Origin of the sequence: Plantactinospora sp. B6F1, from assembly GCF_040120695.1 — a bacterium.
Classification (GTDB): domain Bacteria; phylum Actinomycetota; class Actinomycetes; order Mycobacteriales; family Micromonosporaceae; genus Plantactinospora.
Genome location: NZ_JBEEAC010000022.1, coordinates 109,610 through 124,782, shown reverse-complemented (window position 1 = coordinate 124,782; position 15,173 = coordinate 109,610). Strand labels below are relative to the sequence as shown.

Genomic DNA, 15,173 nt, shown 5'->3' with positions numbered 1-15,173 from the left:
AGGAGGAGGAGGGTGGTTAGGGCGCCGAGGGTGATGATGATCCTTGTTGTGGGGTCGGGGATGGCGGCGAAGACGAAGAACCTGCCGACGAACTGCACACCGAGCAGGATCGTCAGCAGGTTGCGCTGCCAGCGACGTCCCGCCGGCAGGCGCAGCGCCAACCAGGCGTACGCGACGCCGAAGCTAAGGTGGAAGGCGTGTTCGATGCCGAGTTCGTACGGCGGGGTGACCAGTGCGTAGAGGTGCTCCACCACCAGTGCCCAGGTCAACACGACCGCGATGCGCAGCCGGGTCGTCATCAGCTCTGTCGCGGATGCGGGGGGCGCCGCCCCGTCGGCGGTCGCCACGTCGTCTCGGGTCAAGGCTCTCCTCCTAGATACTCTCACTTGCTACCTTCTCATCTGAGAGTATCTCCCCACAGCCCTAAGATCCAGGAATGAGTTCCGCACGCTCCCCCGCCGACGCCTCCCGGCTCACCTTCCTGCCAGCGGACGTCATCACCGCCATGCAGCTCAGCACGGTCTACCGGCACTCCCAGAAGCTCTTCAACGAGGCGCTGCGTCCGCTGGGATTCGAGGAGCGACACTTCGCCGTGCTGGCCGTACTCGATCGGGTGGGACCGCTCACCCAGCGTCGGCTGGGCGACCTGCTCGATTTGGACAAGTCGTCGCTGGGGCGGATCGTGGACGAACTCGAACGACAGCGGCTGGCGGAGCGCAGGCCCGTGCCGGGTGACCGCCGCGCCCACGCCATCCACCTGACCGAGCACGGCCGGCAGCGCGCCGAGGCGGCGCAGCGGATCGCCGACGAGGTGGGGCGGCGACTCTTCGGCCACCTCAGCCCGAGCACCCGCGCCACCCTCGACAACGCGCTGCGCCAGGTGTTGGCGGCATCGCTACCCGAGGGCATGGCACAGGCGTAGGTCGACCCCGACCGGGTCAGCCGGCCGGTACCGCCAGCGGTTGCGTGGCTGGCGCCACCGGAGCCGGTAGCTGGCTGGCTCCGCCCAGGTAGCGGTGGATCGCGGCGGCGGCGGCCCGCCCCTCGGCGATCGCCCAGACGATCAGCGAGGCGCCCCGGTGCATGTCACCGGCGACGAAGACACCCGGCGTACCTGCCTGCCACTGCGGGTCGGCGTCGATCGCGCCGCGCCGGTTGCGCACCACGCCGAGCTGGTCGAGCAGCGGCTGCTCCTCGGTGCCGTCGAAGCCGATCGCCAGCAGCACCAGGTCGGCCGGCAACTCCCGCTCGGTGCCGGGCAGCACGGTCAGGTGCCGCTGGCCGTCCCGCTTCTCGACGGTCACCTCGGCGATCCGGACCGCGCGTACCCGGCCGGTGCCGTCGTCGACGAACTCCTGGACCGCGACCGCGAAGACCCGCTCGCCGCCCTCCTCGTGCGCCGGGTACTCGCGCAGGATCCACGGCCAGGTCGGCCACGGGTCACGGGCCTCGTCCCGCTCTCGCGGCGGCCGCGGATACAGGTCGAGCTGGTGTATGCCGGCCGCGCCCTGCCGGTGCGCCACCCCCAGGCAGTCGGCGGCGGTGTCGCCGCCACCGATGATCACCACGTGCCTGCCGGCGGCGTCGATCGGCGTCGACGACTCGCGGCCGCTCACCACCCGGTTCGCCGCCACCAGATGCTCCATCGCCTGGTGTACGCCGCGCAACGAGCGCCCCGGGGTCGCCGGGGTGTCCCGGCCGGCGAGCGCGCCGCAGGCCAGCAGTACCGCGTCGTGCTCGGACCGGAGCTGTTCGGCGGTGACGTCGACCCCGACGTTCACCCCGGTCCGGAACCGGACCCCCTCGGCGGTGAGCTGCGCCAGCCGCCGGTCGATGTGCTCCTTCTCCAGCTTGAAGTCCGGGATGCCGTAGCGGAGCAGGCCGCCGATCGCGTCGTCCCGCTCGTACACCGTCACCGCGTGCCCGGCCCGGACGAGCTGCTGCGCGGCGGCGAGCCCGGCCGGGCCGGAGCCGACCACCGCGACGGACCTGCCGGACGCGGCCGGCACCCGCTGCGGGGCCACCAGGTCCAGGTCGAAGGCCCGGTTGACGATCTCCACCTCGACCTGCTTGATGGTGACCGGCGCACCACCGTTGATCCCGAGCACGCAGGCCGCCTCGCAGGGCGCCGGGCAGAGCCGCCCGGTGAACTCCGGGAAGTTGTTGGTGGCGTGCAGCGACTCGATCGCGGTCGCCCAGTTGCCGGTCCGGACCAGGTCGTTCCAGTCCGGGATGCGGTTGCCCAGCGGGCAGCCGTCGTGACAGAACGGGATGCCGCAGTCCATGCACCGGGTGGCCTGGTCACGGATCAGTCCCTCGTCGGCGGAGGGATACACCTCGCGCCAGTCGGAGATCCGCACCGGCACCGGCCGGCGGGCCGGCAGCTTCCGGTCGTGCTTGAGGAATCCACTCGGGTCAGGCACGGGCCACCTCCTGGGACGGGCGCGGGCCGGCGTCGACCGGTCGGGCCGGAGACGCGGACGGGGAGGCGGACGGAGACGCGGACGGGGACCCGGGCGGTGCGGCCGGCGGCGGTGTGCTGCCGGCGGGGGCGGGCTGTGCCGGTACGCCCGGCGCGGCGAGCCCGCTCATCACCGCCTCGTCCACGTCCCGGCCCTCGGCCCGGGCGACCCGCATGATCTCCATGACCCGCCGGTAGTCCCGGGGCACCACCGCGGTGAACTCCCGCACCGCATCCGGCCAGCGCTTGAGCAGTCCCTCCGCCACCGACGAGTCGGTCTCGGCGAAGTGCCGCTGCACAAGGTCGTAGAGGGTGACCCGATCGTCGTCGGTGAGCGGGGCCAGGTCGACCAGTTCCAGGTTGACCCGGCGCCGGTCCAGTTGCCAGACGAAGGCCGTACCGCCGGACATGCCGGCGGCGAAGTTCCGCCCGGTCTGGCCGAGCACCACCACGGTGCCGCCGGTCATGTACTCGCAGCCGTGGTCCCCGACCCCTTCCACCACGGCGACCGCGCCGGAGTTGCGTACCGCGAACCGCTCGCCGACCCGGCCGCGCAGGAAGACCTCGCCGCCGGTGGCGCCGTACAGGATGGTGTTGCCGGCGATGATCTGGTCCTCGGCCCGGCCGTTCGGGCCTGGTGGTGCGTCCAGTCCGCCGGCGAAGGGTGCCGTCGGATCGGGGCGGACCACGATCCGCCCGCCGGAGAGTCCCTTGCCGACGTAGTCGTTGGCGTCGCCGGCCAGTCGCAGCGTCACGCCGCTGGGCAGGAAGGCGCCGAACGACTGGCCGGCGGTGCCGGTGAGGTCGAACTCGATGGTGTCGGCGGGCAGGCCGGCTCCGCCGAACCGCCGGGTGACCTCGCCGCCGAGCATCGCGCCGACGCTGCGGTGCTCGTTGCGCACCGCCACCGCCGCCCGGACCCGGGTGCCGCCGGTCAACGCCGGCTCGGCGAGGGCCAGCAGCTCGTTGTCGAGCGACCGGTCCAGCCCGTGGTCCTGGGCCCGTACGCCGCGCCGGGCCGCGTCGGCCGGCAGCTCCGGTACGTGCAGCACCGGCCGCAGGTCGAGCCCGCGCGCCTTCCAGTGGTCCAGGGCCGGGGCGAAGTCGAGCAGTTCGGTGGCGCCGATCGCCTCGTCCAGCGACCGGAAGCCCAGCTCGGCGAGGTAGCCCCGGACCTCCTCGGCGAGGAAGAGGAAGAAGTTCTCCACGAACTCGGGGCGGCCGGTGTAACGCTCCCGCAGTACCGGGTTCTGGGTGGCGATGCCGACCGGACAGGTGTCGAGGTGGCAGACCCGCATCATCACGCAGCCGGCGACGATCAGCGGGGCGGTGGCGAAGCCGAACTCCTCGGCACCGAGCAGCGCCGCGACGATGATGTCTCGGCCGGTCTTGAGCTGGCCGTCGACCTGCACGGTGACCCGGTCGCGGAGCCTGTTGAGCAGCAGCGTCTGCTGCGCCTCGGCCAGGCCCAGCTCCCACGGGGTGCCGGCGTGCTTGAGGGAGTTGAGCGGGGAGGCGCCGGTGCCGCCGTCGTGCCCGGAGATCAGGATGACGTCGGCCTTCAGCTTGGCGACCCCGGCCGCGACCGTGCCGACCCCGACCTCGCTGACCAGCTTCACGTGCACCCGGGCCGCCGGGTTCACGCTCTTCAGGTCGTGTACGAGCTGGGCCAGGTCCTCGATGGAGTAGATGTCGTGGTGCGGCGGCGGGGAGATCAGCCCGACGCCCGGGGTGGCGTGCCGGGTGCGGGCGATCCAGGGCCAGACCTTGTTGCCGGGGAGCTGGCCGCCCTCGCCGGGCTTGGCGCCCTGGGCCATCTTGATCTGGATGTCGTCGGCGTTCACCAGGTATTCGCTGGTCACCCCGAAGCGGCCGCTGGCGACCTGCTTCACCGCCGAGCGCCGGGTCGGGTCGTAGAGCCGTTCGACGTCCTCGCCGCCCTCGCCGGTGTTGGACTTGCCGCCGAGGGAGTTCATCGCGACCGCGAGGGTCTCGTGCGCCTCGGCCGAGATCGACCCGTAGGACATGGCGCCGGTGGCGAACCGCTTGACGATCTCGCTGGCCGGCTCCACCTCGTCGATCGGGACCGGCGGGCGGACCCCGGTGCGGAGCCGGAACAGCCCGCGCAGCGAGCCGGCCCGTTCGGCCAGCCCGTCGACCTTCGCGGTGTACTCCCGGAAGACGTCGTACTGCCGGCTGCGGGTGGCGTGCTGGAGCAGGAAGACCGTCTCCGGGTTGAACAGGTGCAGTTCACCCTCGCGGCGCCACTGGTACTCGCCACCGACCTCCAGCGGCCGGTGGTTGCGCTGGCCGACGTTCTCGGCGTACGCCCGGGCGTGTCGGGCGGCGACCTCGGCGTGGATCTCGGCCAGCCCGACGCCACCGATCCTGCCCGGCGTGCCGGCGAAATACCGCTGGAGCAGCCGGTTGTCCAGGCCGACCGCCTCGAAGACCTGGGCGCCGCAGTAGGAGGAGACCGTCGAGATGCCCATCTTCGACATGATCTTGAGTACGCCCTTGCCGAGCGCCTTGACGTAGTTGCGGACCGCTGTGGTCGGCTCGATCCCCGGCAGCGCGCCCGTGTTGATCAGGTCCTCGACCGACTCGAAGGCGAGGTAGGGGTTGACCGCCGCCGCGCCGTACCCGATCAGCAGGGCGGTGTGGTGCACCTCCCGGCAGTCGCCGGACTCCACGATCAGCGCCACCTGGGTGCGGGTCTGCTCCCGCACCAGGTGCTGGTGCACGGCCGCGGTGAGCAGCAGCGACGGGATCGGCGCCAGGTCGGCGGTGGAGTCCCGGTCGGAGAGGACCAGGATGCGTACGCCGTCCTCGATCGCCTCCGAGACGTGCCGGCAGATCTCGGTCAGCCGGGCCTTCAACCCGGCCGCGCCGTCCCGGATCCGGTAGAGCCCGGAGACCCGGACCGCCTTGAAGCCGGGCAGGTCGCCGTCCTCGTCGATGGAGAGGATCTTGGCCAGCTCGTCGTTGTCGATCACCGGGTACGGAAGCACGACCTGCCGGCAGCTCGCCGGGGTCGGGTCCAGCAGGTTCCCCTCCGGCCCGATGGTCGCCTGGAGGCTGGTCACCAACTCCTCCCGGATGGCGTCCAGCGGCGGGTTCGTGACCTGCGCGAAGAGCTGGTGGAAGTAGTCGTAGAGCAGCCGGGGTCGGGTCGACAGCGGCGAGATCGGGGTGTCGGTCCCCATCGAGCCCACCGGCTCGGCACCGGCCCGGGCCATCGGGCCGAGCAGGATCTTCAGCTCCTCCTCGGTGTAGCCGAAGGTCTGCTGCCGGCGGCGCACCGAATGGTGGGTGTAGACGATGTGCTTGCGCGGCGGCAGGTCGGCCAGGTCGATCAGGCCGGCGTGCAGCCACTCGTCGTACGGGTGCTCGGCCGCCAGCTCGGACTTGATCTCGTCGTCCAGCACGATCCGGCCGGCGGTCGTGTCCACCAGGAACATCCGGCCGGGCTGGAGCCGCCCCTTGGCGACCACGGTCGACGGGTCGAGATCGAGCACCCCCGCCTCGCTGCCCAGCACCACCAAGCCGCCGGAGGTGAGCCACCACCGGCCCGGACGCAGTCCGTTGCGGTCCAGCACCGCGCCGACCAGCGAACCGTCGGTGAAGGCGACCGAGGCGGGGCCGTCCCACGGCTCCATCAGGCTGGCGTGGAACCGGTAGAAGGCCCGCTTGGCCGGGGCCATCTCCGGATCGTTCTCCCAGGCCTCCGGGATCATCATCAGCACCGCGTGCGGCAGGCTCCGCCCGGCCAGGTGCAGCAGTTCGAGTACCTCGTCGAAGTTGGCCGAGTCGGAGGCGGCCGGGGTGCAGACCGGGAAGAGCCGCCGGATGTTGCCCGGGATACCCGGGCTGCGCAGCAGCGCCTCCCGGGCCTGCATCCAGTTCTTGTTGCCCCGGATGGTGTTGATCTCGCCGTTGTGCGCGATGAACCGGTAGGGGTGGGCCAGCGGCCAGGACGGGAAGGTGTTGGTGGAGAACCGCGAGTGCACCAGGGCGATCGCGCTGGCCATCCGGGGGTCGGTCAGGTCCGGGAAGAACTCCGGGAGCTGGTCCGGGGTGAGCATGCCCTTGTAGACCATGGTCCGGGACGACAGCGAGGGGAAGTAGGCGGGCACGCCCCGCTCGGCGGTCTCCCGCTCGGCCTGCTTGCGGACGCAGAACGCGACCCGGTCCAGGTCGAGGCCGGTCAGCGGGGCGCCGGCCCGGCCGGCCGGCGAGTCGGTCAGCCGGTGTGCGGCCAGGAACACCTGCCGGATCACCGGCCGGGCTGCCAGCGCGGTCTCGCCGAGGTCGTCAGGGCGGACCGGTACGTCCCGCCAGCCGAGGATCTCGGCCCCCTCGACCAGGGCGTACTTCTCCAGCACCGTCCTGGCTCGGCTCTCCTCGGCCGGGTCGGTGGGCAGGAAGGCCAGGCCGGTGGCGTACTGCCCGGCCGGCGGGAGTGGGAAGTCGACGACCGCCCGGAGGAACCCGTCCGGCACCTGGAGCATGATGCCGGCCCCGTCACCGGTGTTCTGCTCGGCGCCCCGGGCACCCCGGTGGTCCAACCGGCAGAGCGCGGCGAGGCCCTTGGCGACGACGTCGTGGGAGCGGCGGCCGTGCAGGTCGGCGACGAAGGCCACCCCGCAGGCGTCCCGCTCCGCCGCCGGGTCGTAGAGTCCCTGCGGCTCCGGCGCCCGGGCCAGCGGGCCGCTGTGCTCGGGCGCCCGGCGAGGGCCGGTCGACGCGGAGTCGGCAACCGCCGACGAGGAGAGGCGTGGTTCCTGCGGGTACGGAGAGGCCACCGGGGCTCCTGTCGTCACTCACGTTCAATCATTAGGTCGGGACGACGTCGGCCCTGTTGGGTTTCTTGAGTTTACGGTAAGGGCTGGCGGACTCCGCGAGGTCGGTACCGATCACAGGCAGCGCAATAGATCACATGGCTCGGAGCCCGTACGTGTACGCTCCCCCGGTGGCATCTGTACGAGACGAGCCGTTTGACCGGTTGGAACGTTTTTACGATGCGGTGCCGCGTGACGGGGCGCACACAGAGGATTTCGGCGGGCTGGTGCTCTTCGTCCGCGACGGCGCGGGATGGCCATTCTACGCCCGACCCCGGTTGGACGCCACGGAGTCGCCGTCGGCCGCCGACATCACGGCGGTCCGCCAGCGCCAGCGCGACCTCGGTCTGCCCGAGGCGTTCGAGTGGGTACACGAGACTCATCCGGAGCTGCTCGCGGTGGCCCGGTCGGCGGGGTTGGCGGTGCTGGAGGCGCCGCTGATGGTGCTCGACCCGGCCGCGCTGCCCCCGCCCGAGGAGTTCGCGGCCACGCCGGTGCGGATCCTCGACCCGGCGGCGCCGACGTTCGCCGCCGACGTGGCGGCCCGACGGGCGGTCGCGGCGGTCGGCTTCGCCTCGCCCGGCACCGAGGTCGGCCCGGCCGGCCCGGCCGCCCGGGACACCGCCCTGGTGGAGCTGCCGGTGGATTCGCTGGACGAGGAGCGCACCCGGACCGCGGCCGGGCGCCGGATCTCCGCCCTGGTGGAACTGGCCGGCCAGGGGGCGGTCGCCAGCGGCATGGCGCTGCGGGTGGCGGACGTCGCCGAGATCGCCGGCATCGCCACCCTGCCCACGGCCCGCCGTCGGGGCCTGGGTGCCGCGGTCACCGCCGCGCTCGCCCGCCGGCTGCTCGACGACGGTACGAACCTGGTCTTCCTCTCCGCCGGCAGCGAGCAGATCGCCCGGGTCTACCTGCGCGTCGGCTTCCGCCGGATCGGCACCGCCTGCATCGCCGAGCCCGCGCCCGCCACCCCCTGAAGCTGGCGGAACCGTTGCCGGTGCCGGTTCCCGCCCCGGAGGACCGCAACCCTTGCCGGTGCCGGTTCCCGCCCCGGAGGACGGGAACCGGCAGTCCGGTCAGGCCGGATAGTCCCGGGCGCACTTCGACCGCTCCCGGATCTGCTCCGCGGTCAGTTTCTTCGGCTCCGACGTGCTGAGCTGCCAGCCGTACTCGACGGTCTTCGGGTCCGTGCCGGCCGGATAGCTCGGCACCTCGGCCGGGCGGAAGGTGTCGCCCACCTTGTGCGGTTTGCCATCGGCCACGACCCGCAACTCGACGGCGACGACCTCCGGCAGCGGCACGCCGGAGCCGGCGGCGACCAGCACCCGGCGGTACGCCGAGTCGTCGCCCAGGACGATCCAGCCCTGGGCGGCCGACTCGTCCGCCGGATCCACCACCCGCCAGTAGCTGTAGCGGGTCTCGGCCGGGTCGTAGAAGGACTCCTTGCCGGCGGCCACGTTGTCGATCGCGTCCACTTCGACGATCCGCTCGTCGGCACAGATCGGCGCGAAGATGTGGAAGGTGTCGCCGATCCGGGCCACGCCGAATCCGTAGTAGTCGTGGCTGGGCAGCAGGCACCCGGCGAGCATCAGCAACGCGGCGACGAGCACGGCGGCCCGACGCAGCCGACGGGTCAGCATCCTGGATATCCACCCCCACCCTTGGACAGAGCCTCGGCCTGGGCCTCCCACCTGTTGCAGGGTTGTCCCCACTTGTATCGGTCATTCCACTCGTGGAACAGATAGATCGGGCCGAACGCCGCACCGTAGGTTCCCCACTGCTTGTCCCGGTGCACCTTCTCGTGCTGGGCGAGGGACGGGCCCACCGACTTCGGATGCTTGTCGGTGATGAACGTGGTGCCGTATGTCGTGCCGCCCCGGGCCTTCATCGGCAACCATCCTTGCTGGCACACGTGGAGGCCGAAACGGACCTCACACTGGCCTCCGGTCATCCGCGCCGCGTACGACATGAAGTTCCCGATTATGGCCGACTGCCGCTGGGCCGACTTCGCCCACTTCTGCTTCAACCAGTTCGTGATGCCCTGCCTGGCGGCGGCAACGGGGTCGGAGACGTACCGTTTCCAGGCGGCCGAGACCGGGGCGGTGAAGAACTTGTTCCAGGCTGCCTTGTAGGGCTTGATCTTGTTGTTGGCCTTGCAGAGGGACTTGCAGCTGTCCTTCTTCTTCGGCTTCGGCTTCGGCCGGCTGTCGACGATCTTGTACTTCTTGCTGCCCACCGGCTTGTAGGCCTTCAGCTTTCCCTCGTTGTCACCGAGCACGATCTGGCCGGTCGGGTCGGACTCGGTCGTCGGGCTGTGGTTCGCGTACGCGTAGCCCTGCATCTGCACCGGATTCCCGGTCTCCAGCAACGGATCGCTGGAGATGAACCGGCCGAGGAACGGATCGTACTCGCGGGCGCCGAGATGGGTGGTCCCGGTCGGGTCGACCGTGCCCCCGACGAATCCCTTGTCCAACCCGGGTGCCCAGACCCCGCTGGCACCGCCCCGCAACTCGCCGTAGGGCAGGGTGCGCCGCCGGGCCACCGCCAGGGTGGTCGCGTCCACGGTGAGCTCGGCGGTGCCGTGGTGGTCCGAGACGATCCAGGAGAGTTTGCCACCGGAGCGCACCGCGATGGTCTCCCCGTCGTGGGTGTAGTAGCGGGTCGCGGTCCGCACCCCGGTCGAGCGGTCGACCCGCACCTCCAGGCCACCCGGCAGATAGAGGGTGTCGCCGGAGGAGTCGGAGCGGGTCAGCCGGTTGCCCTCGGAGTCGTAGCGGTAGCTGGTCGTGGCCCCGCCGTCGACCACCCGTTGCAGGCGACCCTCCCGGTCCCAGGTCAGCTCGGCGGTGCCACCGGCCACTCCGGGCCGGGTGGATGTGTTGCCGCCGGTGTCGTAGGTGTAGTCGCGCACCTCCGTCGACCCGCCGGTCGCGGTCACCCGGGTCACCGCGTGCGGCCGGGCCGCGCCGGGCGCCGGATGGGTGTACGTGAACGTGGTGTTCGTGCTGCCGTGCCGGGTCTCGGTCCGCCGGTTACCGCTGGCGTCGAAGCTCCACGACCGCCAGTACGGCGCCAGGCCGCCCAATCCGGCCACGGTCGGCGCCGGACCACAGTCACCGCTGCGCGGCGTCCAGGCCGAGTCGAGCCGGCGCAGGTGGTCGTAGCCGAAGCACTGGACGTCCTGGCTCGCCGCGTCGACGCCCTCGACGATCCGCTTCAGGTTGCCGCTGTCCTGGTAGCTGTAGGACCACTTCGCGATCGGGTCGCCGCCCACCGGGATCGCGCTGGCCTCCGTGAGCCGGCCGGTCGCCTCCTCGATCTGCGCCGTGACGGTCAGCCGCGACTCGTAGGCGCCGAACTCGCGCGAGATGGTCTGCCCGAGCTTGTCGTGGGTGACCTTGTTGACGTAGATCTGTTGCGGCGACAGCAGGGTCCCCTCACCGTCGACGTCGGTGTAGCCGCTGGTGAGCCGCTCGGACGGCAGGTCCGCCGCCTGCGGCAGGGTGGTCTGGTGCACCTTCCCGTTGGCCCGGTAGCTGGTCCTGGTGGTGTAGACGCAGGGGTCCGGTGCCGCCGACGCGCAGAGCTGCGGCTGGCTGGCCGGCACCACCACCGACGTCGCCAGCGGCCGGCCGAGGTTGTCGAACTCGTCGGTACGGGTGATCCAGGCCGCCCCGTCGACATACCTGGTCGCCGAGGTGAGTGCCCCCTTCCCGTACGGGAGGGTGTCGTAGACCCAGGCGGCCCGCAACGCGCCCGTCGCGCTGTCGTCCCGGGCGCTGGTCCGCCGGTTCAGCTCGTCGTAGGTGTAGGCGATGGTGGCGGTACCGCTGCCGAGCCGCACCGTGCTCGACGCCTGGTTGCCGCTGGCGTCGAACGTCGCGATGCTCTCGCCCCGGTCCGGGTCCACCGAAACGATCTCGCGGCCACGCAGGTCGTACCGGTAGGACCAGAGGTTTCCGGCCGGGTCCCGGACCGTCTCCTGCTGCCCGAGCGGGGTGTACGTGTACTTCGTCGCCTCGAACCGGGCCGGGTCGGTGGAGCCGACGTCGGCGCGGGACCGGTACTGCCGAAGCTCGGTGGTCCGGTCCTGCACGTCCTTGAGCTCGGTGGTCGCGGTACCGCCGTCCGGCGGCACGGTGTGCACCCGGTCACCGGCGTAGTCGGTGGTGGTGCGCCACTTCTCCGCCCCGGCGGCCTTGAGGATCTCGACGATCTGCCGGCCGGCGCCATCGTAGAGCGTCTGGGTCACCGCCGGAATCTGTCCGGCCGGCCGGCCCAACGTCGTCGACGGTGCCCCGTTGCCGGTGTCGTAGTAGGGCTGCGAGACCCAGTCGACCTCGCCCCGGGCGTTGTGGAAGGTGTCGGTGAGCAGCCGGCCGCCGCCGGTGGCCCGGGTCTGGGTCTGCCGGTCCCGGAGGAAGCCGTCGAACAGCTCGATACTCGTCCGGTACGAACTGCCGGTGACCAGCAGCGTCTCGGTGGTGACCGCGCTCGGGCCACCCGCGTTGCGGATCTGGTAGCCGATCCGCACACTCGGACTCTGCGTGGCCGAGTCGCGGCCCGGCAGCCACACGCCGATCTGCCGGCCCAGCCCGTCGTAGCGCTGGTCGGTGATCCGGTCGTTGGCGTCGACCGTCCGCACCGGCAGGTCCCAGGCGGGTTCCACAGTGGTGGTGACGGTGTGGCCCAGCGGATTGATCTCCTTGCGCCGGGTCACCAGTCCACCATGCGCGGTGACGATCTCGAACCGGGTGGTGTAGCCCCGGGCGTCGGTCTGACTGGTCAGCCGGCCGCTGTTCTCGTCGTAGCTACGGGTCTCGGTGCGGACGTAGACCGGGGTGCTGCCGGCGAAGCGTTCCAGGTCCTCCGTCCGGACGGCGTTGCCCTTGGTCGGCGCCGCGCCGAACGAGGACTCGTCCCGGTAGACGTCGTAGAAGGTCCGGTTCCGCTTCAACACCGTCGACGGTGCCGGTGGGTCGGCCGCCGCGGCGCAGGTGCCGGTGAGCGTCTCGGTCTGGCTGATCCGGTCGATCATCCAGCTGGTCTCGTTGCGGGCATACCGGTTCCGCACGCAGGTCTCGTCCCCGGTGACGTTCTCGTCGCCGAAGTCGTCGACGGCGGTCACCAGACCGTCGTTGTTGAAGGTGCTGGTGCTCTTCGCGGTCCGGAACCGGCCGTCGGCCAGCGCGGTCCGGGTCCGCGTCGTCGCCGTCTCCACCTTCCAGGCGTTGGTGACCAGGGACTGCCGGGTCCGGGTGGCCGTCGGGCCGACCCGCCACGGCTCGAAGAGCTTGCTGGAGACCTCGGCGCCGCCGGCGCCGTCGAAGGTGATCTCCTGGCGGAGGAAGCCCCGCAACGCCTCGTGGTCGGTGATCGAGCCGCCCCAGGTGTCCGGCACCTGCACGTTACGGGTGCCGGAGGGCTGCTTGTCACCGTGCATGCCGCGCAGGTAGCGGTACTCGGTCGCGGTTCGCACCCCGCTGGTCGGGTCGCCCTTGCGGACCTGGACCCGGCCGTAGCCCCGCCAGTCGCCCCAGGTGCGGTACTTGTCCTTGGTCAGCTCGTCGGTGTTGTAGGCCCAGGCCGGGGTGTCCAGATAGTCGTAGAAGATCGACTGGGTGGGCTGGTCGGTGACGATGTCGTCGAGGTCGACCCGGGTCACCACGTACTTGTGGAACCAGTCCAGGGTGGGATCCCCGCTGCCCGGCCAGGCGTAGTACGACGGCATGCAGCGCGTCGTGTTCGACTCCGGCTTCGGCGCCTTGCTCCGGGTGCAGTCTCCACCGGCGTAGCTGACCAGGATGTCGCCGCCGCTCTCGGTCCGGATGGCCTTGATCCGCCAGCGGTTCAGCTCGGTCCGCTGGTCGTCCAGGGCGTCGACCCGGTTCGGCAGCGGCTCCGCCCCCGGATCGAAGGTGATCTCCGGGTCCTGCGCCTCCGCGCCACCGGCGGTGGTGACGTGCCCCTTGCGCAGCAGTCCGCGCAGCCACATCGGGGTGCTCTCGCCGGTGCCGGCGTTGACGAACTCCTGGCGCAGCGTCCACGACTCGACGTCGCGATAGGTCGACGTCCCGTTGCGCAGCTGGGCGGTCACCTTCGTCAGCCGCCGGGACGACCAGAAGGTCGCCACGGTCTGCTCGTTGCACGGGGACGCCTTGCAGTACTGGTCCCACGGGGTGTCGGGCCAGGCCGACCGGACCGGGTCGGACTGCCACGGGGTGCCGGTCCAGCAGCCCGCCAGGCAGCGCTCGGCGGTGCTGAAGAGAACCCGCAGCGGGGCGGCGGCCGAGTACTCGGTGCCGTAGCGGGTGCCGTACTCGATCCGGTCCAGCCAGCCGCCACGGTCGTACGTCGTCCGCTGGCTGGGCGTGTTGTCCCGGCCGTACGCCCCGGTCTCCTTGCCGTAGTAGTAGGCCAGCGTGTTCTGGTTCGGATCGACGACGTAGTCCAGGTTCCACCGCCACGCCTGGTCGCAGCGGGAGGCGGCGAAGGTGGACTTGTTGCAGGGCTCGTTGGCGTTGTTGCCGTAGACCGGCGCCGTCCAGGTCGAGTTCGTCACCGGCTTGTCGGCGGTCCAGTTCGGCAGGCGGTGGTAGCCGAAGAAGTACTGCATCCCGTCGGTGGTGGTGACCTTCCAGAACTCGTTGTCGTTGTCGCCGTTGGCCCGGGCCGCCTCGGAGAGCCGCTCGATCCTCGTGCCGTCGTCGTCCTTGAGCCGCCACACGTTGCCGCTGCGGATCAGCTCACCCGATCGGCCATTCATCGACAGCGTCGCGTTGTCCGAGAACCAGCACTGGTCCCCGGTCTTGTGCCCCGGATTGTCGTCGGCGCAGGAGGCGTAGCGGCGCTCGATGAAGCCGGGCCAGGAGTCCCAGCCGTCGCCGACCCAGCCACCCTGGTTGTTGGAGTTGCCGGTCCGGCCGTCGAGGGAGCTGGAGGAGTACTCCAACGACACGCTCGGCTCCGGACCCTCCGGGGCGGGCGGCATCCCCAGCTCGTACGACCAGGTGAAGGCACCGGTCTGGGTGGAAACCTCCCAGGTGCCGGCGGCGGAGAGATCGGAGGCGGTGTAGTCGCCGTTGTCGCCGGAGGGTCCGGGCTCGACGGCCAGCACCGTCGGCCCGTCCGCCGCCAGGCGCAGCTCGGCGGAGAGACGACGGGCGGTGGCCTGGTTCGTCGTCGGCAAGACGGTGCCGCCCTGGCAGCGGGGCAGCTCGGGGGTTGTGGTGACACACGCCGGGCGGCGGACCAGCCGCAGCCGGGACCCCCAGTCCCCGCCGTACGCGTCGGCGAAGCCGGCGTAGTCGACGCCCACCGACAGCGGGCCGGTGCCGGCGGCGTCGGCCGGGGCCAGGCTCAGCAGCAGGCCGGAGACGTTGGCCCGGTTGGTCACCGCCCGGTCGAAGACGGTCACCGCCACCGCGCCGGCCCCGGCGGTGGCCGCCCTCGGAGCCCGGTCGACGTCGGCCGGCGCCCGGGTGACGGTCACCGGCAGGGATCCGGCCCGCCGCCGGTCGGCGGACGCCGGGAAGGCCGTCGCGGTGCCCGGCTGCGGCCAGGTCACCGGCCGGGCACCGCGTACCGCCCGGGACTCGGCCGACCAGGCCGGCCGCGGCGCCGCCGGTCGGTGCTCGGTCACCTCGACCCCGGGGACGTCCCGGGGCACCGGCGGCTTCCAGCCCTGGTCGACGGCGCCGGCCGGCGGCTGCCCCAGCAGCGTCACCGCGAGTACCGCCGCGAGGGTCGCGGCGACACCGCGTCGGACCGGTCGCCAGGGGACGCGGACCGGCCGGCGTCGGGCCGCTCTTCTCTGCGGTGTGGAGGATGGACTACCCGTGGCGTCTGGCTTCATCGAACTGTTCCCCCGT

General features: G+C 71.7%; 7 protein-coding genes. 2 read left to right on the top strand and 5 right to left on the bottom strand.

Going from position 1 to position 15,173, the window contains the following annotated elements; all coding sequences use genetic code 11:
* Positions 1-362 (bottom strand): hypothetical protein (locus tag ABNF97_RS24635; protein WP_349339957.1); only part of this gene is annotated, 362 nt, incomplete at its 3' end.
* A gap of 74 nt (positions 363-436) precedes the next feature.
* Here ABNF97_RS24635 and ABNF97_RS24630 point away from each other — a divergent pair.
* On the top strand, positions 437-922 hold the full coding sequence (locus ABNF97_RS24630) for a MarR family transcriptional regulator (protein ID WP_130460633.1): 486 nt from the start codon (positions 437-439) through the stop codon (positions 920-922).
* Positions 923-938: 16 nt separating this feature from the next.
* Here the strand turns inward: ABNF97_RS24630 and ABNF97_RS24625 are convergent, their stop codons facing one another.
* Together ABNF97_RS24625 and gltB are read right to left on the bottom strand one after the other, a co-directional pair.
* Positions 939-2,423: a glutamate synthase small subunit gene (locus ABNF97_RS24625; protein ID WP_130460634.1), complete on the bottom strand. Its 1,485-nt coding sequence runs from the start codon at positions 2,421-2,423 to the stop codon at positions 939-941.
* Positions 2,416-7,167: a glutamate synthase large subunit gene (gltB, locus tag ABNF97_RS24620; protein WP_130465607.1), complete on the bottom strand. Its 4,752-nt coding sequence runs from the start codon at positions 7,165-7,167 to the stop codon at positions 2,416-2,418. The genes ABNF97_RS24625 and gltB overlap by 8 nt, the downstream gene beginning before the upstream one ends.
* A 266-nt stretch (positions 7,168-7,433) precedes the next feature.
* Between gltB and ABNF97_RS24615 the strand changes: the two genes are divergently transcribed.
* A complete protein-coding gene (locus ABNF97_RS24615) occupies positions 7,434-8,279 on the top strand; it encodes a GNAT family N-acetyltransferase (protein WP_349339956.1) in 846 nt (281 codons plus the stop codon).
* 99 nt (positions 8,280-8,378) lie between these two features.
* On the opposite strand, the gene ABNF97_RS24610 is transcribed toward ABNF97_RS24615, so the two are convergent.
* Together ABNF97_RS24610 and ABNF97_RS24605 are read right to left on the bottom strand one after the other, a co-directional pair.
* Positions 8,379-8,942, bottom strand: coding sequence for a hypothetical protein (locus ABNF97_RS24610; RefSeq protein ID WP_349339955.1), 564 nt, complete (start codon positions 8,940-8,942; stop codon positions 8,379-8,381).
* The gene (locus ABNF97_RS24605; RefSeq protein WP_349339954.1) at positions 8,936-15,028 is read right to left on the bottom strand and encodes an RHS repeat domain-containing protein; all 6,093 of its coding nucleotides are present in this window, start codon (positions 15,026-15,028) and stop codon (positions 8,936-8,938) included. The genes ABNF97_RS24610 and ABNF97_RS24605 overlap by 7 nt, the downstream gene beginning before the upstream one ends.
* Positions 15,029-15,173: the final 145 nt, after the last annotated feature.

What these genes read in the sequence shown, in the direction of transcription:
- ABNF97_RS24630 (WP_130460633.1), top strand. Translation starts at nt 437, where the DNA reads ATGAGTTCCGCACGCTCCCCCGCCGACGCCTCCCGGCTCACCTTCCTG.
- ABNF97_RS24610 (WP_349339955.1), bottom strand. Translation starts at nt 8,942, where the DNA reads ATGCTGACCCGTCGGCTGCGTCGGGCCGCCGTGCTCGTCGCCGCGTTG.